The organism is Paenibacillus sp. FSL H7-0690 (genome assembly GCF_037980415.1).
GTDB lineage: Bacteria > Bacillota > Bacilli > Paenibacillales > Paenibacillaceae > Paenibacillus_AQ > Paenibacillus_AQ odorifer.
Genome location: NZ_CP150281.1, coordinates 1,512,986 through 1,534,430 on the forward strand (window position 1 = coordinate 1,512,986; position 21,445 = coordinate 1,534,430).

Genomic DNA, 21,445 nt, shown 5'->3' on the forward strand with positions numbered 1-21,445 from the left:
AAAAGCGATGGGGCAAACCTCTCACCAGATGATTGTAGCCGGTGTCACACCTTTGGGAAAAGTATCCTCAGCTTTGCTTTTGTCCATATACATCTCATACCAAACATCAGCGATGAGTCCTGGATCTGTAGCGGTGTCGGGTTTAATGAATACACCAAGTGCTAAATGACCTACATAGATTTCTTGTGGAGCCAAATCTGCATGCAGGTTAAGTGCGTAGTTTCTTAATCCGCTAAGCGCAATGCCAACATTACCCATCATCTGCATGGGATAGATGGAGGACAATCCGGTTGTGAACAGCAGTGCGCCGCTGCGTTTCTCCAGCATCTCAGGCAATACCTGTGCTACGCTGCGGATAGCGGCTACAACCAGTGCCTGAAAGGCATCCTGTGCATTTTCTTCTGTTACTTGTGAAGCAGGAGTAGGAGGGTGATTTCCACTTGTCGGGCTGAATTCGAGCACATCGATAAAGCCGTATTTTTTCTTGATATTATCGAAGGCTGTGGCTACTTGTTCTTTATTGTATACGTCGGCAGGAAAAGCAGCAGCCTCGATATTCAGTGCTTGCAGTTCCTGAACAAGGGTGTTCAGCTTCTCTTCATTTCGAGAGATTAATGCCACTTGAAATCCGTTGGCTCCGAATTTTTTGGCGATTGAGAGTCCTAGGCCGGGTCCAGCACCCATGATGGCAATGGTCTTTTTCATGATTTATTAGTTCCTTTCCGGTTGTTGATTACTAACAGTAACCATGATAAGCTGAATAGGCTTGAGGGACAAGAAGGCACTATTACATGCTTAAGTTACATGGAGGTAACCACAGTTGGAACATTCAAAGGAAGAACCCACCCGGTTCATACCGATGCTGGAGGATTGCTCCATTACCCGCCAGATTCTGGACAGGGTCGGAGACAAATGGAGTGTACTGATCATAGTCAATTTAGGTGCTGAAGCTTTGCGGTTCAAAGAGTTGCAAAGGCGCTCTGGAGGGATATCACAACGGATGCTGACCCAGACCCTGCGCCATTTGGAACGGGATGGATTAGTTTGGCGTAAAGCGACGCCTACAGTCCCACTGACTGTGGAATACGGTCTGACGAGCATAGGAGAATCATTGTTGGGACCTTTAACCTCGCTTGTGGACTGGGTCAACAAAAACAATGGGAAGATCGCCAAAGCGCGTATAGATTATGACCACCAGCACGACACACAGGAGTAACAAGACAGCAGAACAATTCACTGGGATAGAGGATGGATTATATTGCATACGGAAAGTGGAACAAACACATTTATTTATACTTACACCTGTTCAGAGGACGAATTATCGCTGTGTCAGATGGAGCTGCGATGTCTTTTTGGCGAGCAGGTGCCGACTGCTCTTTTTAAGAGTGAGGTTGAAGTGGATGTCAGCCGCAGTCCCTTCATTAAAGAGCGGATAGATGTAATGTATGAAGGGGATAGTCTGCCTGAGATTTATGATCAAACGGAGCAGGTGGAGCTTGGCGGCAAGACGTTTAAGGTTATTTTTGTGAAGACCAACGATCTGGGCCCTGCAGACAAAATAGAGTATGATGAGCGCAGAGTGATCGAGCGGGAAATTGGGTTGCGGATTGAAGGAGAAGCGGATGTTAACCATCCGGAGCTGGTATACGGCATTGTTACGCTGGGTGGACGCTGGTACTTCGGATCTTATCATAAAAACAAGGCAACTTGGTTCCGCCAAATGAAGAAGCCACGCAGCTATTCTATCGCGCTTAGTACACGTGTTGCCCGTGCCGCGGTTAATATGGCTATTCCGAATCCTGAAGGTATACGTGCTATAGATCCTTGCTGTGGTATTGGAACTGTAATGGTAGAAGCCTTGTCAATGGGAATCGACATGGTTGGACGTGATATTAACCCTATGATTGCTACCGGTGCGAGAACAAATATTGCCCATTTTGGATTCACCAGTGAGGTAACGCTTGGGGATATTGCGGATATCACTGATCATTACGATGTAGCCATTGTAGATATGCCATATAATCTATATTCTAGTATTACACCTGAGGAGCAGTTCGCGATTCTAGTGAATGCGCGCCGGATTGCAGATCGGGTGGTTATCGTTGCGATTGAACCGATGGACGAGATGATCACTGAAGCTGGATTTACAATCATAGACCGTTGTGAAGCTAAAAAAGGAGCCTTCTCGCGTCATTTAATGCTTTGCCAGTAATCCTAATCAAGGTACCGAAAAAGGGGTGCAGCAATGGAGCAGAAATGGTTAACGTGGGCCAAAGAAATTCAGGCCATCGCACAGACTGGATTAACTTATGCTAAGGATGTTTATGATATAGAACGGTATCAAGCTTTGCGGGAGCTCAGTGTAGATATCCTCGCTAATTATACCTTCGAAAGCAAGGAGAGAATTAGACTCTCCTTTGCGGGTGAAGGGGGTTATGCTACTCCAAAAGTTGATGTCCGTGGTGTTGTATTCCGGGAGGATAAAATTCTACTTGTTCGCGAGAAGTTGGACGGGAATTGGGCGCTTCCTGGTGGCTGGGGAGACATTGGACTGTCCCCGAGTGAGGTTGTTGTGAAAGAAATCAAAGAGGAATCGGGTTTTGAGGCAGAAGCAGTTCGCTTACTGGCTGTATTAGATAAAAAATTTCATAACCATCCACCGGAGCCTTATCACGTGTACAAGTTCTTTATTTTATGCCGCATTGTGGGCGGAGAGGCAATGGAAGGGGTAGAGACAAGCGAAGTTTCTTTTTTTGCAGAAGATAAGCTGCCTGAGCTCTCAGCAGAGCGGAATACAGAGGCGCAGATTCGGACGATGTTTGAATATTTACGAAATCCGGAAAAAGTAGTAATATTGGACTAAGAATCTGCATATACTGTATGACTTCCGCAAATTTAAGTTTTTAATTATTCAAAATTTGGTTAATATCTAATATGTAAGCACTTACAACGGTTTGGCCGCTGAGCCTTTATATCTACCAAAATTCAAAATTTTAATTTTTTGGGTCGAGCGGTCTACATTTTTTCCTCTACTGTGACGATAAGATATTTTAGGAGGGGATCGCATGGAACAAGAAGAATTGAGCATTCCATTGAAACAGGAAAATGTGGTGCGTCCTGCAGAAGGCAATATTGCCACTGGGCTGGTTTGGGGTATCTTAATCAGCATTCCGTTATGGATCTCTGTTATTGGCTGGATTTTGGGATTTTGGCACTAAACCATAAATTAATGAGGATCTAATTCTGTTGAATTTATAGTATACACAAAAGGCTGTCCCTTCCTTGTGGAAGAGACAGCCTTTTGCGTTTTCTGAAGATCTTAGCCTTTTGTATATACCACTTTAAAATTCTCACAAACAACTTTCATCTTTGGATCAAAGGGTTTGTTTAAGAATTTTAAGGATTCTCGGGTGAAGAACTGCTCATGATCATGACGCCATGACTTAAGCGTCCGGTCACCCTCTCCTTCAGTATAGGCAAACTCAGCGCTAACCTCATCAAAAGGTATAATTTGTACCTCTGTAGTAATAATTATTGCCTGTGGATCACCAGAACCATCCAGCACGATACTGTGCCCGCCAACTTGCGGAAACGTCTCGTCACAAGTTTCAAATATATCATAATTTGAAGCAGTTCCTGTCTTGATCCCACGAATCACCAGATCGAGCAGTTTATCGGCCATCTGGGGACTGTCACCAAAGGCCCAGGCGTCATATTTATCCGCTGTTTGTGGATGAAGCTGGGTATATTCTTTCCATAACAACTTAATTTTCTCTTTGTTGCTCATATGCTCATCTCCTTATAGATCAATTTATAGATCAGTTGTCTCCATCCATCCTGTATAGAGCTCATCCAACTGTTCCTGTATCGCATCACGTTCTTGTTGCAGTTCAGCAAGTTCAACTGCATCGCTGCTGATCAGGGGCTCTAACATCTTGGCATCGATCACGCCAAGGCGTTTCTCTACCTCTGCAATGGCCGTTTCCCAGTCGAAGGTGGTGTTTTTCCTACGGGAACTGGAGGATTTAGCGTTGGTTTCTTTCCCTGAATTGTTAGATTGAGGCTTATCAGAGCCTGAACTTGTTCGTTCTGCAGAGAAAGGTTTAGCTTGATCCGCAAAAGAGGGAGCTAATAATGCTTTTTCAGCTTGTTTTTCCTTGTAATATTCATAGTTTCCGTTGAACACTCCAAACCGCCCGTCTTCAATGGACCATAGTTTGTGAAATAGACGATTGATGAAATAACGGTCATGAGATACCGCCAGAACTGTGCCTGGAAACTCCTCTAATGCTTCTTCGAGTGCTTCACGAGAATCTATGTCCAGATGATTGGTCGGCTCATCGAGAATCAGCAGGTTTGGCTTGTGATGCATTAGTACAGCGAAACGCAGGCGGGTCCATTCACCACCGGACAGATTCGTAATGTCTTTGAATACATCGGGACCATAGAATAGGAAACGTGCAAGTTGCCCGCGAGCTTCACCTTCTTCAAGTCCAGCTTCTTCGCGGAAGTAGCGGAGTACAGACTGTTTGTTATTTTCCGGAACAGCCTCTTGTGCGAGGTAGCCGACCACAGTTCTTGAGCCGAGTATACAGCTTCCGCTGTCCGGGGTTTCCTGCCCTAAAATAATTCTTAAAAGTGTACTTTTACCTGCCCCGTTACCGCCGATGAGTGCCGTAGTCTCTCCGTAGCGAAGTACTTCGTTTGCCTCTGCGAAAAGGCTTCGCTGACCATATGCTTTTCCGATATCCTCCAAAATGACAACCTGATTACCGGAACGGTCATTTTGCTGTAGCTGCAAATCCATCGATTTGCGCTCCAGAATAGGACGTTTAACCTTCACCATACGATCCAATGCTTTTTGCATGGATGCTGCTCTCCGGTAAAAGGAAGGGTTAGGAGGAGTCCCGCGATTGCCAAATTCAATGAGACGTTTGATGCTTTCCTGCATTTGTTTTATTTTTTTCTGCTGCTCTTGATAATCAGCAAATTGTTGAAGAAGTCGTGTTTCCTTCTCCACTTGATAGCCGCTGTAGTTGGTGTGGAAGGTAAAAGCCTCGCCATCTTCAATCTCAATGACTTTCTTGACTACAGCGTCCAGAAAGTAGCGGTCATGGGAGATCGCCAGCACTGTTCCATCATAACTCTGTAAAAATTGCTCCAACCATTCGATGGCATTCATATCGAGATGATTGGTTGGTTCATCCAGTAGAAGGATGTCTGGACGGCGCAGCAGCAGCTCCGCAAGTCCGACTTTTGTTTTTTCTCCTCCTGAAAGAGAGGCGAACAGTCGGCTGTATTGTCCGGTTCCGATCCCGAGACCCGAGGCTACGCGCTGAATAGAGGATTCGATCTCGTAACCTCCGGCGGCCTCGAACTTATCCTGCAAGCTGCCATATTCTTTTAACAGCCGATTCCAGAGGGTTTCATCCGTTCCGCTGTTAAAGCTGGACATTTCCAGCTCAAGCTCCCGCAGGCGGTGCTGCCATTGCAAAGGTTCAGCAAAGCTGCGCTGTAGAACATCATATACGGTTTCTTTTTCGCTAACTTCTTGTATTTGAGCCAGCAGGCCTACTACGCTACCTTTGCGTATTGAAATTTGCCCTTCATCCGGACGTTCTTCCCCGTTCAGCAGGTGGAATAGTGTCGTTTTGCCACAACCGTTGCGGCCGATCAGGCCAATTTTTTCCCCTTGGCGGATATCGAAGGTAATGCTATTCAACACGAGTTGTGCCCCGTGGTATTTTTGAACATTTTGGCATTGGATGATCATATATATTCTCCTTTAAGAATGCCCTTCGCACCGCCAGTACCCTAAATGGCTCCGAAATCCTGTAAAAAACCATAAAAAAAGACCGTAGGGAAATTTCCCCACGGCCTTATCATTCTCCGGTTAACTGATCCGTCCGGGTGATGGCAGGAAAGGCATTTCACAATTGTGTAGTGTTATTAAATTCATACAAATGGACAGACTTCTCCCGTTATCGCCATTTACATGAGCAATGCCAGCTATCGCTTTAGGTAGCCGACTCATAACACTGTTGGTCCAATTGTGATCCATTCCTTCCACACCCCTCTCTTAGTAAATTTAATGACAGTGTAATCAAAAATCAGAAAATAAGCAAGTAAAAAGATGTCAGAGAGTATTTTTACACAGCATAGAATATAAAAAATAGAATAATATGGTTCTGTAGTGGGGGGCAAGTGGCTAAACTTAACGGATGAAAAGAGGAAGAGATATGGCACTTTTTGACGGATTAATGGGCAATGCATCGCAAGTGAATCTTACGGAGGTCCAGCGGGAATACGCACAAATTCTTGCCCCTCAGGAGAAAATTGAACGCGCCTATAAGCTGATTAGAGATATGTTCATTTTTACGGACAAGCGGCTTATTTTGGTGGATAAACAAGGTCTGACGGGCAAAAAAACAGAATATCATTCGATCCCTTACAAAAGCATCTCGCATTATTCCGTGGAGACGGCAGGGCATTTTGATCTGGATGCGGAGCTATGTATCTACATTTCCAGCAGCACGCTTCCGGTGAAGAAGACCTTCAATAAATCCGTAAATATTTACGAGGTGCAGGCCGTGTTATCGCAATATATTTTAAAATAAATTGTTTATTCGGTGTTCCAAAGCACAAGCCCCCCCTAAGTAAAAGTGGCTAAGATTACTAAGGTTAGATTCAGCTAGATATATCTGAGATAGGCAGCCACAAGACATAACCGAGATAGGTAGCTATATGGCGGCAAAAGGTGACTAGACATATTCGAGATAGGTAGCTATATGGCGGCAAAAGGTCACGGTAGTACGCCATGGGTGTATGCAGCTCCATGTAATTAAAATGATTTTATAATATTCGTAGGCGTGAATCTACAAGGTTAAACAAAGAGGACCTCTTATTTGTGCATAGCTCACAAAAAGAAGAGGTTTATTTTGCGTTTCAGCGTAACCGATTGACAAAGGATTTTCGTGTAATGTTAAATGACACTAATTAAACCAGAAGTTATAGGGGGCTCGCAGAGGAACCTGCCGCAGAATATAGGAGATTGAATATGTTGAAGAATCCCGCCGCAAAAAATAAGGAGTTGGGACATGGCGGAGAAACTCGTAAAACATAGGGGGATGGGCATGGTGGAGGGGAGAAACCCGTAAAACGTAGAGGGATAGGCATGGCGGAAAAACCCGTAAAACATAGGGGGATGGGACATGGCGGAGAAACCCGTAATAGGCACAAAAACTATGGTAGTTAGCCCCCATTATTTAGCCTCGGCTGCTGGTGCACGTATGCTGGAAAAAGGGGGGAATGCCTTTGATGCAGCGGTGGCGATCAGTGCGACATTAGCTGTAGTATATCCACATATGACGGGGCTAGGCGGAGATTCCTTTTGGTTGACCTATAACACGCAAGAGGCGCGTGTTCGGGCCTATAACGGAAGCGGGCGCTCCGGGTACGGAGTCCGCAGAAGCAGCTACGCCGGGGAAGCTTTCATCCCACGGCGGGGGATTCGCAGCGCCATTACGGTGCCGGGGATGGCAGACAGTTGGGATGCCATACTGAGTAAGTATGGCCGTTTTACGCTGGCGGAAGTACTGGAGCCTGCCGTTGGTTACGCTTTGGAGGGGTTTCCGCTGTCTCCGGATCAGCGGAATAACACGGCTGTTGCGGGCTTTGCGCTGTCGCCGGAGGCGGCAGCGATTTACACGCCAGGCGGCGTGATTCCTTGTGCTGGATCGCGATTCCAGCAAAAACAGCTGGCGGCCACCCTGCGGACATTGGCGGCGGGTGGGCGGGATGCTTTTTATAAGGGGAAGATTGCGGAGGACATCTGTGACTTTATGCTGGCAACTGGCGGGTATCTGACTCGGGATGACTTTGCGGATCATCAGGGCGAGTGGGGCGAGCCGCTTCATACGGATTATCACGGGCATACGGTGTACCAAGTGCCGCCTAACTCTCAAGGTTTCACAGGACTAATGAGTCTTAATATGTTGGAGTATTTCAATTTTGAAGCAATCGAGCATGGATCGTATGAATACTACCACCTGCTTGTTGAAGCGTTGAAGCTAAGCTTCCGCGATCGGGATAGGGTGCTTACGGATCCGGATTTTAGTGCTATACCTTTGGAGCAGCTGCTGGATAAACGTTATGCAGGACAAGTAGCGTCGGCGATCTCGATGCAAAAAGCTGCAAAACTGACAAGTCAGCCTATCGGCAGTGATACAGCTTATGCTGCGGTTGTGGATGAAGACGGGAATGCGGTCTCTTTTATTCAGAGTCTGTATTTTGAATTTGGTTCGGGCGTGGTCGCTGGGGATACTGGGATTCTGCTGCAGAATCGAGGTTCGTTTTTTTCGCTGGACCCCGGGCACATCAATACGCTTGAGCCGCATAAGCGCAGCTTCCACACACTGATGCCAGCGATGGCCTGCCGCGAGGGCAAACCTGTGATTTTGTATGGGACGCAAGGTGGCGAAGGTCAACCACAGACTCAAACTCTGCTGCTCACAAGGATGCTGCATTATGGCATGAATCCACAAAAAGCTGTGAATGAGCCACGTTTTGTGTGGGGGAGAACGTGGGGAGAGCCTACGCAAGAACTGAAGGTGGAGAGTAGGGTAGCTGATGAGGTGCTGGCAGATTTGGCCGCAGCCGGTCATATTGTCCGGAAAGTAGATGACTATGATGGGGTTATGGGTCACGCTCACGTGATTTCGACAGATGACAATGGATATCGCAGTGGGGGAACGGACCCGCGCTGCGATGGTGCGGCGATTGGGTGGTAGGTATAGGAATGATGGAGCGGCCGGAAGAACTCTGAAGGAATCGTAGGAGAAAAGGTGACGGATACGAAAAGCTACTAGAGGGATTGTAATAGTAATGGTGAGGGGAGGAGGAGTAATTATGGTTTTGGATAATCGGTATGGTGCGTTTATAGATCCTGAGCTTACGGTTGAGAGTTTAGGTAGCGGGATATTGGATGGACTGACCTTTGCAGTAAAAGATGTATTCGCTGTAGCTGGACACAGCTCTTCTGCAGGTAATCCTGATTGGCTGCATAGCCACCATCCATCCACGGAGCATGCGGTGGCTGTACATCGTTTACTGTTGTCGGGTGCTACACTTCGTGGTGCTGCCCATACGGATGAGCTGATGTATAGTCTGGGCGGCGAGAACCATCATTTTGGAACGCCGATTAATCCGCGTGCTGTAGGTCGTATCCCGGGCGGATCTTCAAGTGGTTCGGCAGTAGCGGTAGCTTCTGGTAGTGTTGATTTTGCGCTCGGTACGGACACTGGTGGCTCAATTCGAGTACCTTCCTCCTATTGCGGAGTATATGGCTTTCGACCAACGCATGGAGCTGTGGATTTTCAAGGTGTTATTCCATTATCTCCGGCTTTTGATACCATTGGCTGGATGTCAGATCGTTTGGATGTGCTCCAGAAGGTAGGGGAAGTGTTGCTTGTGGCTGGGAGTACATCTGTGAAGACGGCGAAGAAAATAGAAAGTAGTATAGAGGAAACTGTAGGGAAGAGCATGGAGAATACTGATGAAAATAATTTAGAAATGAGCCGGAAAGAAAGTTTAGAAACGATTTTGGAGAAGCGTATTGAGAAGAGTACGGAGGAAATTTTAGAGATCGGCCCGGAGAACAAGGTAAAAAAGAAAATAGAAGACAAAATCAAAATGGGTACTTTATTTGTTGCTACTGACTGCTGGGCTTTGGTTAATCTGGAGAATGCAGCTATTTTATCGGAGGGATTAAGGTGTTTGCGATCCGGGGCAGATCATCTCATGGAGATAGAGATTGCTTTGGAGGGGTTAAAGGTCTGGATGGATGTTTTTAGAGAATTACAGGGGAATGAAATTTGGGAAACTCATGGCGTTTGGATTGAGAACAAGAAACCAGTTTTTGGACCTGATATTGCAGCGCGATTCTCGTGGGCTGCTAGTTTGGCGGAAGAGGATCATAGTGTTGCGAAATGTAAGCAAAAAGAGATTTCTAATCAGATGCGCTTGCTGCTAGGTGAGGACAATTGTCTTGTGATTCCGACAGTTCCGGGACCAGCGCCGCTGCGTGGAGGGGATTTGCGCCAATTGGAGGAGAATCGTAGTGGTGCGATGATGTTGAGTTGCATAGCAGGGTTGGCGGGTTTGCCTCAGGTAACAATACCTGTGCTCTCCACAAGTGGATTGCCACTGGGATTATCCGTTATTGCCGGACATGGTCAGGATCTCCGGTTACTCTCTTGGGTGAATGAAGTGTGGCAGCAGTCCTGAGATGCTGGGTGCAGTGGTCTTGAAAAAACGATACTGAGCAGACCGAAGACTGAACACCATAACTTGATTCTTTTCAAGTTACTATTAACCGGTACTCCTCCATTACCCTCTTGGAATACACTTTGGGAATACACTCTACGATTATACTTTTGGATTACACTCAAGGAATATACTCTTGGAGTACATTCTAGAAATACACTCTAGGATTACATTCTAGCAATACGCTCTAACGCCACGCTCACTTATTCATTCACAAATTAACGAAATGCACATGTCATTCCCTCCTGCTTTTAGTTTTATTGACACCGGGGAGCCTAGTGGAGTTGCTTTTAATACTAAGGTAGTTGGAGTTAGCTCAATAGTGGGGCAGTAGTGTAAAAAAAGATAAATTCAGCGCTCGATTGTGTGGTGTAAGACCAGTGGAATTAAGTGAATACGTCGCTGGAGAGAAAAGAACGGTATAAATCCCGCAGAAATCGGAGAAATGGCTAAAGAAGCTAAAAAGTACAGTATAAATCCCGTAGAATCTAGGAAAGTGGCATAAGTAACTAAAAAAGAACGGTATAAATCCCGTAGAATCTAGGAAAGTGGCATAAGTAACTAAAAAGAACGGTATAAATCCCGTAGAAGTCGGGGAAATGGCTCAAGTAACTAAAAAGAACGGTATAAATCCCGCAGAAGTCTGGGAAGTGGCACAAGTAACTAAAAAGATCGGTATAAATCCCGTAGAATCTAGGGGAATGGCTAAATAAGCTTAAAAGAACGGTATAAATCCCGCAGAATTCGGGGAAGTGGAACAAGTAACTAATAAGAAGGGGATAAATCCCGCAGAAGTCGGAGAAATGGCTGAAGTAGCTAAAAAGAACGGGATAAATCCCGCAGAAGTCGGGGAAGTGGCACAAGTAACTAAAAAGAACGGTATAAATCCCGTAGAAGTCGGGGGAAATGGCTCAAGTAACTAAAAAGAACGGTATAAATCCCGTAGAAGTCGGGGGAAATGGCTCAAGTAACTAAAAAGAACGGTATAAATCCCGTAGAATGTGGCGAAGACACCTATGTAGCCAAAAAGAAGGGCAAAAGTGCCCTTCATCCCGGCACTTCCGGCCGAATAGCCAAAAAGAAGGGCAAAAGTGCCCTTCATCTCGGCAGTTTCGGCCAAACAGCCAAAAAGAAGGGCAAAAAAGCCTCACACCTCGGCAATTCCGGCCGAATAGCCAAAAAGAAGGGCAACAGTGCCCTTCATCTCGGCAGTTTCGGCCAAACAGCCAAAAAGAAGGGCAAAAAAGCCCTCCACTTCTACCGGCAGCAGTAGATCTATAAGCGCTTGTACCTCCGCCACAGCTACAGTGGGGTGGTATTATCTCTACTCGTACGGATCTCCTCCACCGATCAATTCCCCGTCTTGCAGCGCTGGTGTGCCTGCAACTTCGATCCGATGGTCAATTCGAATGGCCCGAGAATACCCTCCATCAACTCCCATGTTGAACCCGTAAAAACTTGTTTTTACTCGAAAGCCCTCCCTCAACTCCACCTACTATTTTCCAATCCCCTTATACAGTTCACATGAACGATATGAGCTAAAGTTCAATAATTCATCATTCATAATTAATAATTCATCATCCATGTTCATTTTGTGTTAAGTTTATTTACATAAAATCATGAAAATTTAACTTACCTCTATTCAACGCGGTTCATTTTAATTATAATGTTACATAAAATAACATTATAAATCAAAAATGGTTCTATTGATCCTAATAAGGAGGGGTGGCATGCATCTTACGGTTGAAGAAGCGTTGTCCATTTATCCTTTGTCCGAGGCGAAGCTTATCGCTGGGTCTAAAGGGAAACATCGAATTGTGAAGTCAATTAATGTAATGGATGCCCCCGATATCTCGGATTGGATCAAAGAAGGCGAGATGCTGCTAACGACAGCCTATTTGATAAAGGACAATATGGAGGAAGCCTCTGCCTTGCTGCAGACTTTAAATCGCCGGGGATCTTCGGCCTTGGGCATTAAGCTGGGGCGGTTTTGGGATGAAGTACCAGAGCAATTGGTCGCAGAAGCGGAGAGTCTTAACTTCCCTCTAATCCAACTGCCGTTCGAGTTTACTTTTTCGGATCAGATGAATGGTCTGTTTCGCGCCGAGCTTAGCCGCAGCACTCACGTTCTGCAGAGCATTATGGAGAAGCAGAAAAAGCTGATGCAATTCGCCTTAAGATCTGTCCGCAGCCGTCCGTTGTTTGACTCGGTGTCTGAAGTGATTGGCCATTCACTTGTGGTGGTTAGCGCACGGGGGGATGTGATCTACAACAACTCTGAATACCATCCTTCAGAGCTGCTGGAGGGGTGGCCATGGCAGAAACGGAATCAGCGCTTTCGTGTGGGAGATCATGTGAGCTACCGTACGCCACTTTTGCAAGGAGAGAAGTGTTCCGGATATCTATTGTTTTGTGCCATCGACCCTTTATTGCTCCCAATGGAAGAAAGTTTGTTCGTTCAGGGAGCTGAACTTATTTCATATCATATTCATTCAGGATACGAAGATTATTTTGAACAGGCAGAACACAGGGAGTTTAGCGGATTGCTGAGACGTTGTTTGAGTGGTAATTTATCTTACACAGATTTGGCGCAGGCTGCTCTCGACTTGGAGATTGAGCTGCTTCAATCACCATTTTGTCTCTTATTGACCGATACAGCTGCGACTGGGGAAGAACGCCAAGGGGAGCTGCTCAGGCTAAAAGAAGAATATCTTGAACATCCCGGGCTCCGGGAAGTAAAGGGAATTCATGTGATCATAGATCAAGGACTTTTGTCTATATATCCGGGAGATCGTCAGCGTCCTGAACAATTTCAGGATCTAATCCAGGTTTGTTTTGACAACATGAAGTTTGATAAGGGATATTATCCGCGAGCTGCGATAAGCAGTTGTAAAGCGAAGCCGGAGGGGCTGAAGGAGGCTTTTGCCGAGGTGAAGGATTGTATGGGAATGCTTCAGGGCGGGGGAGTAAAAGGGAGTGTTGTGCATTACCGGCAGCTTGAGCTTAACCTGCTACTCGGGCAAATTCCGGCAGAGGTTATGGAGAAATATTGTAATGGAAGTCTAAGAGGGTTGCTTAGCCGAGAACCGGAGTATGTCAGGGAAATGCTGCGGACGCTGGAAGTTTATCTAGAGAACGATGGTCATGTTAATGAGACGGCTAAGAAACTGTTTATTCATCGAAACACGGCTACCTACCGGATTGAGAAGCTTAGTGAGCTGCTGGACGTGGATTTTAAAAAAATAAATGATCTCATGAGGTTGAAGTTAGTATTCATGTTTCGGAGGATGCTCGGATGGGACTAAGGTCTAAGGTTTAAAGTCTAAGGTCTAAGTTCTAAGTTCTAAGTTCTGGGTTGAAATGCAAACACGGAGGAGGGGAACCTCGTGAATACACATGAGATCGCAATGCATATTCAAACCCATCAGGCGCCTGCAGTGCTGGCAACGCTGATAGAGGTGGAGGGACACTCGTATCGTAAAGCCGGAGCGGTGATGTTGTTTTTTGAAGGAGGTACGATTGGGAGCCTGAGTCCAGGTTGTCTGGAAAACGATCTGCAACTGCGAACTTCTGAAATCTGGGAACGAGGGCTGCCCGAAATTGTGGAATACAACATGCTGTCTCCGGATGATCTGTCCTGGGGTGAGGTTGTCGGCTGTGGAGGCAAAATCAAAGTAGTGCTTGAACCCGTGCAGGGTCAGCTCTACAAGCTTTTAGTGCAGGCGAGTGACAGATTGGCTAGGGGAGAGAAGCTAATTCTGTTCCGCGAAGCAGTGGAGAACGGTTTTGCCTATAAGCTGGAGCTGGATCCAGACCTTGTACTGCCGCAGAGCAAGAAACATCCGAAATTATCCCACTCGGAAAAAGAAAGCCTGGCGACAGGTCGCTTTATGGCCGCTCCAGCAGAATTGACAGCATTCCATACGTCTTTCGTACCTAAACCGCGGCTTGTGATTTTTGGCGGGGGACGTGATGTGGTTCCTATTGCGGAACTTGCTGACAGAGTTGGCTTTCGGGTAGCGGTTGCGGATTGGCGTGAAGGAAGCTTGCACAATAAGTTTCCTCGAGCTGAACAAGTAATTTGTTCCCCCATGGAGGTTGTTCAGCGATTGGGCGTAGCTCGAGAGGATTATGTATTGATTTGCAGTCATCAACTTGGGCGGGATAGACAGTTCCTGGAGAGTGTGATTCCGCTTGCTCCTCTATATATAGGGATTATCGGTTCGAAGGCGCGAATATCTCTTTTACTGGAAGGGTTTGAGGCTCCTGCATCTTTGCATGCACCTGTAGGGTTGCCGATTGGAGGAGAAGGTCCGGAGGAGATTGCGGTCAGTATTATAGCAGAAATTATTCAAATTAGAAGGGTGGGCTCACGAGAGCTGCCCAAAGGAGCGGATAGTATTGAAGGTAGCAGGAATATATTTGGCAGCGGGGCAGAGCAGGCGGATGGGCGTGTCCAAGGTTTCGCTGAAATTGTCGCAGGAGGTCTCCCTCGGGAGCGTCGCGCTTAGTGAATTGGATCGTTGCAATCTAGAACCGCTAATCGTGGTAGTGCGTGCGGATGACAACTTGGAATGGCTGCCACCCGCGATTGAGCCGCAAGGCTCCAGACGTACCGAAACTTGCTTAACCGCACATCTAGGATTGTCTTTTTCATTGCGCTGCGGCCTTAATGCGGTATTACCTTTACAGCCCGATGCAGTAGTTGTGGCGCTTGCGGATCAGCCATTTATTACTACAGCATTAGTGAACCGTCTAATACAAACGTTTGAACAATCTCCGGAGATGGATTATGTCGCTAGCGTCAGTAATGGGTCGGCTATGCCCCCGGCTTTGTTCTCGAAGACGTTGTTTCCAGCACTACAGGGATTAGATGGAGATCGAGGAGCGGCGGGGATATTGCGTTCACCTGATTATAAGGGGATTGTTCTGGAATCTGAGTCTGCCCATTATTTCATGGACGCAGATACAAAAGAAGATTTTGGTGAGATTCAGGAGCAATGGATTCTGAGAAATGGAAAGTGAAGTAAAGAATAGTGTGGAAAGTAATCTGAAACAGTGTTCCTTTTCCACCTTCGGTCATATAATGTGACACGTAACTCACCTTCCGAAAACCAATTAGTGCATTGCACACAAAAAAAGTTCTGATTCTTATATTCAAATACAAACGTATGTTATATAAATTTACGCCAAGGCCACCTCTAAGTATAGTAGAAGTACATTAATGGTTGCAGCCATGATGAGAGATGATTTGGAGGAGGAGAATTATGAAAAAAAGGGGTCAGTTCATAACATCTTGTCTTGCATTAATGGTTCTAATGACGGTGGCTTTGGTGGGGTGTGGCAGCAATAATAATACTTCTACAAATGCAACGGAGGCACCAGCGACAACTACAGCGGCAACAGAGGCAACTGCAACAACAGAACCGGCTGCAAAGAAACCGACGGTTGCTTTTGTTTATATCGGACCTCCAGGGGATGGCGGCTACACGTACCAACATGATCAAGGACGGCTGTATATGGAGAAGGAGCTGGGGATTAAAGCTGACTTTGTAGAAAATGTCCCTGAAAGTGCTGACGCCGAACGAATCATCACAGAGCTTGCGCAATCACACGACATCGTGTTTACAACGAGCTTCGGATATATGGATTTTACATTAAATGTAGCGGGCAAATTTCCCAACGTGAAGTTCCTGCATGCTTCGGGTTACAAAACCGCAGAGAACATGGGGACCTACTTCGGAAAGAACTATCAGGCCAGCTATCTGAGCGGCATAGCGGCAGGGAAAATGACCAAAAATAATCAGTTGGGTTATGTAGGGGCTTTTCCGATCAGCGAAGTGATTTATAATTTGAATGCTTTTACCCTTGGAGCACAAAGTGTCAATCCTGATGTAAAGGTGAATGTGGTATGGACGAATACATGGTATGACCCGACGACTGAACGTCAAGCGGCAATCAGCTTGCTGGATAAGGGTGCGGATGTGCTTTTGGCCTATCAGGATTCACCTGCAACCCTGCAGGCTGCTGCTGAACGAGGGGCTTTTGCCGGGGGAAATGACTCGGATATGAGTAAATACGCTCCGGACAATTATTTGACGAATCCGGTATGGAATTGGGGGCCGTATTACGTAAAAGCTGTGCAGGCAGTTATGGATGGAACCTGGAAGAGCGAGCAATATTCCGGTGATATGGCTGACGGTATGGTGGAGCTGGCTCCTTTCGGGAACAAGATCCCAGATGATGTGAAAAAGCTTGTCGAAGACGCCAAAGCCAAAATTATCAGTGGTGAGCTTGAGGTTTTCACAGGTCCGATCTCAGATAATCAAGGGAATGTGAAGGTTCAGGAGGGTCAGAAGCTGACCTTGGAGGAAGTGCTGGGCATGAACTGGCTCGTAAAAGGTGTGGAAGGAACTATCCCGCAATAATGTTTAAAAATAGGGAATAAGATGTGCACAATCTATGGGTGGGGCGGGTTCCGTTAAGCGGAAACTTCCCCACCCGTACTACAACTTGAAGGAAGGAGGGGTTCAGGCCATGCGGGGAACTTCAGTTGAAATGCGGGGGATTGTGAAAAAATTCGGCTCGGTAACCGCCAGTGATCAAGTCGACTTTTCGGCAAATGCGGGTGAGATTCATGCGTTGCTTGGGGAGAATGGGGCCGGGAAGAGCACGGTGATGAGCATGCTGTCAGGGGTGTACAGAGCAGATGAAGGAGAAATCTTCATTCATGGGAAAGGTGCTCAGATCCGTTCTCCTAAAGATGCTGCGCAGCTGGGTGTAGGTATGGTGTTTCAGAACTTTAGGCTGGTGCAAAGCCTCACAGCAGCAGAAAATATCGTGCTTGGCGAAAAGTCGTCTTTCTGGCGCGGCCGTAAGTGGATGAAGAACAAACGCGAGGAGATCGAGGCATTAGCGGAACGGTTTGGACTGAATTTCCCGGTGGATCGCCCGATCTGGCAGTTGTCCGTGGGTGAGCAGCAGCGTGTTGAAATCGTTAAGACGCTGTATCGCGGGGCTGACATTATTATTCTGGATGAACCAACCTCTGTATTGACCCCGGGAGAGGTGGAACAGCTATTTGAAACGCTGCGGGTCATGAAGCAGGCAGGAAAAACGGTCATTATGACTACTCATAAAATGAAAGAGGTTATGGCGTCCTCCGATCGGATTTCCGTCATGCGCAAAGGGAAAATGATCGCCACACTGACCACGGCAGATACAGATGAACTGGAGCTGGCTCGTCTGATGGTGGGCAAGGAAGTAACCATCACTCGTCAAGAACGGGAAGCCACTGAAGGGGATTCTTTATTAGAAGTGAAAGATGTGGACGTATATGCCGATCACGGGCGAAAAGCACTGGATCACTTCTCACTGAACGTATGTAAAGGGGAGATTGTAGGCGTAGCTGGGGTAGCTGGTAACGGGCAAAAGGAACTGGCTGAAGTGTTAACAGGTCTTAGAGGCTGGAAAAGTGGTGAAATCACGTTTGATGGAAAGACGGTGAAATCGGCTTCGGTTAGAGGGGCAATTGATTCAGGAATCTCCCACGTGCCGGAGAACCGGATGAAGAGCGGTTTAGCTGGACGCCTCGGATCGGTGGATAATCTTTTGTTTAAGTCTTACCGCTCAGAGGAGCACTCCAAATTTGGTTTCTTGAAGTCCGCGAAGAACCGTTTGTGGTCACAGGAGCTGGTCCAGCGCTTTAACGTCAAGACACCTGAGCTGGAGACGCCAGTACAACAGTTGTCAGGTGGTAATCAGCAGAAGCTGCTATTTGCACGTGAAATCAGTCATCGGCCTAAGCTAATGGTCGCCGTTCATCCGACACAAGGGCTGGATGTAGGTGCCACGGCTGGTGTTCACGACCTTCTTATGGAGCTGCGTGGTTCAGGTAGTGGCGTGTTGTTAATTTCGGAGGATTTAGATGAATTGCTTCAGTTGTCCGACCGGATTCTAGTGATCTATAACGGCTCAATTATTGGTGAGAGTACACATGAGGAAGCGAATCGAGAGAGCATCGGACTACTAATGGCTGGTATTCATAATAGAGAGGAGAGCGCCGTATGAGCCTGGAGAATGGAAGAAATACCGCAGCAGCAGTACTGGAACCCCTCTCCTCCCACTCCGGAAAACGATTCTCTCTACGTTTCGAATACGATGCCAGCCGCATCCGTTCTCCTTGGTGGACACCTATTGTATCTATAGTTTTAGCGCTATTGTTGTGTGCCCTATTTATTGCGGCGAATGGTATGAATCCGGTGCTGGTCTATGAAAAAATGTTCCGTGGCGCATTTGGCACTGCGTATGGGCTCACGGAAACGATGGTTAAAGCGATCCCGCTACTTCTATGTGGGCTTGGGATTGCTGTGGCTTACCGCATTTCGGTATGGAATATTGGAGCAGAAGGCCAGTTAACCGTTGGGGCTATGGCGGCCACAGCGGTCACGATTTATTTTCCTGACTTACCTTCATTCTGGTCCCTGAGCTTAATGCTGCTGTTCGGGATTGCCGCGGGTGCGCTTTGGGGACTATTGACTGCTATTCCGCGGACGCATTTTGGAGTGAATGAGCTAATCACTTCATTAATGCTGAATTATGTTGCCCTATTGGCGCTCGATTACGTGGTATTCGGACCTTGGAAAGATCCTAAAGGATTTAATTTCCCGGGATCACCTATGTTTACTGCGGCTCAATCGCTGCCTGTTCTCGGAAGTACAAGATTGCATATTGGATTGTTATTTGGACTTATCGCCGTTGTGATTTATTACTTAATGATTCGTTTTACCAAGTGGGGTTACGAGCTCCGGCTGATTGGGGCCAATCCTGTTGCAGCCAGATACGCGGGGGTTCCTATCAAGCGCCATATTATTATCGTCATGCTGATCAGTGGGGGGCTCGCCGGGATCGCTGGCATGGCGGAGGTCTCCGGTGTTACACACAAGCTGATGCAGGGCATTTCACCGGGTTATGGATACACCGCCATTATTGTGGCTTGGTTGGCCAAATTGAATCCACTCGGTCTAATCGTTACTTCTATTTTATTCGGTGGCTTAATTGTTGGCGGATATAGTGTTCAAACCATCGGGCTGCCCTCATCGATATCAGAAATGCTGCAGGGCTCCATCCTGTTTTTCTTGATTGCTGGCGATATGATCTATCGTTTCCGCATTCGCCGTAGCCGGGTTCAGCTGAAAGGGGGGAGATAGGCGATGGATTTTACAACACAGCTACTTATTGCCGCTATTTCCGCAGGGACCCCGCTGCTGCTGGCTACGCTGGGAGGCATTCTAAATGAACGAGCCGGCATTATACAGCTTGGGGCTGAAGGTCTGATGCTGATGGGAGCGGTCACCACTTGTATCGTGTATATTCGCTCCGGAAACCTGTTGCTGGCTCTGCTGGCTACCGTAGCTGTAACGGCTGTGCTTGGTTTGCTGCATTCTTTTCTCTGTGTGACCTTGCGGGCGAATCAAACGATGTCCGGTCTTGCGATGACCTTGTTCGGCAGTGGGTTGAGCGCTTATCTTGGTAAACCAATCAGCGGCATTCCTTTGCCGGGAACCTCCCCTAAGCTGCATCTGGCTTGGCTGGAAAATGTACCGTTCATCGGAAAAATATTCGGCAACATGGATTACCTAACCTGGTTCAGCCTGCTGCTAGTGCTTGCTCTGCATCTGCTAATTCACCGCACTTCATGGGGCCTGCATTTGCGGGCAGTCGGAGACAGTCCGGCTACCGCAGATGTGATGGGGATCCGTGTGCAGCTTATCCGCTACAGCTATGTGATCACCGGTGCTGCTCTCATCGGCCTGGCCGGAGCGGATATGGTATTGGCCTATGCGCCAACCTGGAATGAAGGGCTGACAGCCGGTCGAGGCTGGATTGCGGTAGGGCTAGTGATTTTTGCCAGATGGAATCCGCTGCGCGCTTTGTTCTGCGCTTACTTTTTTGGGGCATTGGATTCACTTGGCTTCCGCATTCAATTGCTGGGCAGTGCAGTTCCGCCCTATTTTCTCAAAATGATTCCGTACCTTGTGACCATTCTGGTCCTAATGTACCTTGGGTACCGCAATCGCAACAAACCATCCGGTACACCGGAGGCGCTCGGAGTTCCTTATATTCGGGAACAAAGGTTTTAAGGCAGGCTATACGAGAAGGGAAGCGGCAATCTGGTACTCAAAAAGGGAGGCGGAGTGTATGGGAGTTATACGGGAAGAGGATGGAAGGCTACCTGAAGTAATTCAACCCCACAGCCTGCACGAAGCTTGGGAGAGAAAAACGGCGTTTGGAGACAGTTCCCGATATGTCGCAGGAGGAACATTGCTGAGAACAGGGTGGGAAAATGGAACGGATCATATGCCCAAACAGCTGATTGATCTTCGGCAAATCACAAATCTCGGCGACATTACCTTAACGGAATTTCACTTATCTCTGGGCGCTCTTGTTCCACTCTCCCAGTGCCGCAGTAATGAGCATTTGCAGGCCGTGGCTCCTGCGCTGCAAGAGGCTGCACGTTGCATAGCGGCTCCGTCGGTGCGTAATCTTGCCACGCTCGGGGGCAATATCGCTTCTGGCTTCGGAGATATTCTACCTGCGTTACTGGTCTATGACGCGGAGTTAATCTCCTTTGACGGCAAATTTATGACGGCACTACCTTTGATAGAGTGGCTAAACAATCACTGGAGCGGGATAAAACCTGCGGCAGATCTTGTGGCTGAGATTCGCATCTCACCTACTCGCTTAGAGAGTCCGTTAACGGATAGGCTAGAAATTTTCCGTAAGGTTGGCCGCAGGGAAGTGTTCACCCCTTCACTTGTAACAGTAGCAATCTCAGCATCAATCGATGAGGAACTCCGTTTCCGTGAGGTGCGTATCGCCGCAGGTGGGGGCTCTGGGCGGCCGCAGCGACTAAGTAGAGCTGAAGTTATGCTTGAAGGTGTGAGGTATACAGAGGAGCTGTTGGCTTCTTTATATGAAGAGGTTGAGAACAGCTTTGAGACGTATAGTGATCCCTTTGCAACAGAACTTTACAAGAAAAAGACTGCTGGGAATTTGGTTGTATCTGAGCTGTGGAAGGCTATGAATATACGGAGTTAAGAGGTGAATAACCCGACGAAAG

At 47.3% G+C, this 21,445-nt stretch carries 21 protein-coding genes; 17 read left to right on the plus strand and 4 right to left on the minus strand.

Annotated elements, in window-relative coordinates:
- Nucleotides 1–21: 21 nt before the first annotated feature.
- Nucleotides 22–705 (minus strand): SDR family NAD(P)-dependent oxidoreductase, encoded by a 684-nt coding sequence (locus MHI32_RS06760; protein WP_076185410.1) that lies wholly within the window; start codon nucleotides 703–705, stop codon nucleotides 22–24.
- A 115-nt stretch (nucleotides 706–820) separates the two neighbouring features.
- Between MHI32_RS06760 and MHI32_RS06765 the strand changes: the two genes are divergently transcribed.
- The 4 genes from MHI32_RS06765 (at nucleotide 821) to MHI32_RS06780 (ending at nucleotide 3,218) form a co-directional block, all read left to right on the plus strand.
- Nucleotides 821–1,216 carry a helix-turn-helix domain-containing protein gene (locus MHI32_RS06765; RefSeq protein WP_248547819.1) on the plus strand — a complete coding sequence of 132 codons (396 nt, stop codon included), beginning with the start codon at nucleotides 821–823 and terminating at the stop codon, nucleotides 1,214–1,216.
- Between the two features lie 42 nt (nucleotides 1,217–1,258).
- The gene (locus MHI32_RS06770; protein ID WP_076125464.1) at nucleotides 1,259–2,212 is read left to right on the plus strand and encodes an RNA methyltransferase; all 954 of its coding nucleotides are present in this window, start codon (nucleotides 1,259–1,261) and stop codon (nucleotides 2,210–2,212) included.
- A 33-nt stretch (nucleotides 2,213–2,245) separates the two neighbouring features.
- Nucleotides 2,246–2,863, plus strand: coding sequence for an NUDIX hydrolase (locus tag MHI32_RS06775; protein ID WP_076147563.1), 618 nt, complete (start codon nucleotides 2,246–2,248; stop codon nucleotides 2,861–2,863).
- A gap of 202 nt (nucleotides 2,864–3,065) precedes the next feature.
- Nucleotides 3,066–3,218: a hypothetical protein gene (locus MHI32_RS06780; RefSeq protein WP_155288093.1), complete on the plus strand. Its 153-nt coding sequence runs from the start codon at nucleotides 3,066–3,068 to the stop codon at nucleotides 3,216–3,218.
- A 101-nt stretch (nucleotides 3,219–3,319) separates the two neighbouring features.
- Here the strand turns inward: MHI32_RS06780 and MHI32_RS06785 are convergent, their stop codons facing one another.
- From MHI32_RS06785 to MHI32_RS06795, 3 genes are all read right to left on the minus strand, one after another.
- Nucleotides 3,320–3,787, minus strand: coding sequence for an ASCH domain-containing protein (locus MHI32_RS06785; RefSeq protein ID WP_076185408.1), 468 nt, complete (start codon nucleotides 3,785–3,787; stop codon nucleotides 3,320–3,322).
- Between the two features lie 24 nt (nucleotides 3,788–3,811).
- Nucleotides 3,812–5,773: an ABC-F family ATP-binding cassette domain-containing protein gene (locus MHI32_RS06790; protein ID WP_340012061.1), complete on the minus strand. Its 1,962-nt coding sequence runs from the start codon at nucleotides 5,771–5,773 to the stop codon at nucleotides 3,812–3,814.
- Nucleotides 5,774–5,893: 120 nt separating this feature from the next.
- A complete protein-coding gene (locus MHI32_RS06795) occupies nucleotides 5,894–6,061 on the minus strand; it encodes a hypothetical protein (RefSeq protein ID WP_162636617.1) in 168 nt (55 codons plus the stop codon).
- A 178-nt stretch (nucleotides 6,062–6,239) separates the two neighbouring features.
- Here MHI32_RS06795 and MHI32_RS06800 point away from each other — a divergent pair, with 178 nt between their 5' ends.
- The 13 genes from MHI32_RS06800 to MHI32_RS06860 all read left to right on the plus strand — a co-directional run bounded on the left by MHI32_RS06800 (nucleotide 6,240) and on the right by MHI32_RS06860 (nucleotide 21,423).
- A complete protein-coding gene (locus MHI32_RS06800) occupies nucleotides 6,240–6,617 on the plus strand; it encodes a PH domain-containing protein (RefSeq protein WP_036680049.1) in 378 nt (125 codons plus the stop codon).
- Nucleotides 6,618–7,211: 594 nt separating this feature from the next.
- Nucleotides 7,212–8,789, plus strand: coding sequence for a gamma-glutamyltransferase (gene ggt / locus MHI32_RS06805; RefSeq protein WP_248547817.1), 1,578 nt, complete (start codon nucleotides 7,212–7,214; stop codon nucleotides 8,787–8,789).
- A gap of 118 nt (nucleotides 8,790–8,907) precedes the next feature.
- Nucleotides 8,908–10,284, plus strand: coding sequence for an amidase family protein (locus tag MHI32_RS06810; protein ID WP_340012062.1), 1,377 nt, complete (start codon nucleotides 8,908–8,910; stop codon nucleotides 10,282–10,284).
- Nucleotides 10,285–11,075: 791 nt separating this feature from the next.
- Nucleotides 11,076–11,246: a hypothetical protein gene (locus MHI32_RS06815; RefSeq protein WP_340012063.1), complete on the plus strand. Its 171-nt coding sequence runs from the start codon at nucleotides 11,076–11,078 to the stop codon at nucleotides 11,244–11,246.
- A 35-nt stretch (nucleotides 11,247–11,281) separates the two neighbouring features.
- Nucleotides 11,282–11,596, plus strand: coding sequence for a hypothetical protein (locus MHI32_RS06820; protein ID WP_340012064.1), 315 nt, complete (start codon nucleotides 11,282–11,284; stop codon nucleotides 11,594–11,596).
- Nucleotides 11,597–12,053: 457 nt separating this feature from the next.
- Entirely contained in the window at nucleotides 12,054–13,628 is a 1,575-nt protein-coding gene (locus MHI32_RS06825) for a PucR family transcriptional regulator (protein ID WP_340012065.1), read from the plus strand.
- An 81-nt stretch (nucleotides 13,629–13,709) separates the two neighbouring features.
- Nucleotides 13,710–14,834: an XdhC family protein gene (locus MHI32_RS06830; RefSeq protein ID WP_340012066.1), complete on the plus strand. Its 1,125-nt coding sequence runs from the start codon at nucleotides 13,710–13,712 to the stop codon at nucleotides 14,832–14,834.
- Entirely contained in the window at nucleotides 14,776–15,348 is a 573-nt protein-coding gene (locus tag MHI32_RS06835; protein WP_175617362.1) for an NTP transferase domain-containing protein, read from the plus strand. Before MHI32_RS06830 ends, MHI32_RS06835 begins: the two co-directional genes overlap by 59 nt.
- Before the next feature lie 242 nt (nucleotides 15,349–15,590).
- Nucleotides 15,591–16,751 carry a BMP family ABC transporter substrate-binding protein gene (locus MHI32_RS06840; RefSeq protein WP_036680038.1) on the plus strand — a complete coding sequence of 387 codons (1,161 nt, stop codon included), beginning with the start codon at nucleotides 15,591–15,593 and terminating at the stop codon, nucleotides 16,749–16,751.
- 109 nt (nucleotides 16,752–16,860) lie between these two features.
- Entirely contained in the window at nucleotides 16,861–18,393 is a 1,533-nt protein-coding gene (locus MHI32_RS06845) for an ABC transporter ATP-binding protein (RefSeq protein WP_076185401.1), read from the plus strand.
- On the plus strand, nucleotides 18,390–19,532 hold the full coding sequence (locus MHI32_RS06850) for an ABC transporter permease (RefSeq protein ID WP_340012067.1): 1,143 nt from the start codon (nucleotides 18,390–18,392) through the stop codon (nucleotides 19,530–19,532). Before MHI32_RS06845 ends, MHI32_RS06850 begins: the two co-directional genes overlap by 4 nt.
- Nucleotides 19,533–19,535: 3 nt before the next feature.
- On the plus strand, nucleotides 19,536–20,465 hold the full coding sequence (locus MHI32_RS06855) for an ABC transporter permease (RefSeq protein ID WP_042185778.1): 930 nt from the start codon (nucleotides 19,536–19,538) through the stop codon (nucleotides 20,463–20,465).
- Nucleotides 20,466–20,523: 58 nt separating this feature from the next.
- Nucleotides 20,524–21,423 carry an FAD binding domain-containing protein gene (locus tag MHI32_RS06860; protein ID WP_076125444.1) on the plus strand — a complete coding sequence of 300 codons (900 nt, stop codon included), beginning with the start codon at nucleotides 20,524–20,526 and terminating at the stop codon, nucleotides 21,421–21,423.
- The last annotated feature ends 22 nt before the right edge of the window (nucleotides 21,424–21,445 follow it).

What these genes read in the sequence shown, in the direction of transcription:
- MHI32_RS06850 (WP_340012067.1), top strand. Translation starts at nt 18,390, where the DNA reads ATGAGCCTGGAGAATGGAAGAAATACCGCAGCAGCAGTACTGGAACCC.
- MHI32_RS06780 (WP_155288093.1), top strand. Translation starts at nt 3,066, where the DNA reads ATGGAACAAGAAGAATTGAGCATTCCATTGAAACAGGAAAATGTGGTG.
- MHI32_RS06800 (WP_036680049.1), top strand. Translation starts at nt 6,240, where the DNA reads ATGGCACTTTTTGACGGATTAATGGGCAATGCATCGCAAGTGAATCTT.
- ggt (WP_248547817.1), top strand. Translation starts at nt 7,212, where the DNA reads ATGGCGGAGAAACCCGTAATAGGCACAAAAACTATGGTAGTTAGCCCC.
- MHI32_RS06860 (WP_076125444.1), top strand. Translation starts at nt 20,524, where the DNA reads ATGGGAGTTATACGGGAAGAGGATGGAAGGCTACCTGAAGTAATTCAA.
- MHI32_RS06790 (WP_340012061.1), bottom strand. Translation starts at nt 5,773, where the DNA reads ATGATCATCCAATGCCAAAATGTTCAAAAATACCACGGGGCACAACTC.
- MHI32_RS06825 (WP_340012065.1), top strand. Translation starts at nt 12,054, where the DNA reads ATGCATCTTACGGTTGAAGAAGCGTTGTCCATTTATCCTTTGTCCGAG.
- MHI32_RS06820 (WP_340012064.1), top strand. Translation starts at nt 11,282, where the DNA reads ATGGCTCAAGTAACTAAAAAGAACGGTATAAATCCCGTAGAATGTGGC.
- MHI32_RS06775 (WP_076147563.1), top strand. Translation starts at nt 2,246, where the DNA reads ATGGAGCAGAAATGGTTAACGTGGGCCAAAGAAATTCAGGCCATCGCA.
- MHI32_RS06785 (WP_076185408.1), bottom strand. Translation starts at nt 3,787, where the DNA reads ATGAGCAACAAAGAGAAAATTAAGTTGTTATGGAAAGAATATACCCAG.
- MHI32_RS06810 (WP_340012062.1), top strand. Translation starts at nt 8,908, where the DNA reads ATGGTTTTGGATAATCGGTATGGTGCGTTTATAGATCCTGAGCTTACG.
- MHI32_RS06795 (WP_162636617.1), bottom strand. Translation starts at nt 6,061, where the DNA reads ATGGATCACAATTGGACCAACAGTGTTATGAGTCGGCTACCTAAAGCG.
- MHI32_RS06855 (WP_042185778.1), top strand. Translation starts at nt 19,536, where the DNA reads ATGGATTTTACAACACAGCTACTTATTGCCGCTATTTCCGCAGGGACC.
- MHI32_RS06840 (WP_036680038.1), top strand. Translation starts at nt 15,591, where the DNA reads ATGAAAAAAAGGGGTCAGTTCATAACATCTTGTCTTGCATTAATGGTT.
- MHI32_RS06845 (WP_076185401.1), top strand. Translation starts at nt 16,861, where the DNA reads ATGCGGGGAACTTCAGTTGAAATGCGGGGGATTGTGAAAAAATTCGGC.
- MHI32_RS06760 (WP_076185410.1), bottom strand. Translation starts at nt 705, where the DNA reads ATGAAAAAGACCATTGCCATCATGGGTGCTGGACCCGGCCTAGGACTC.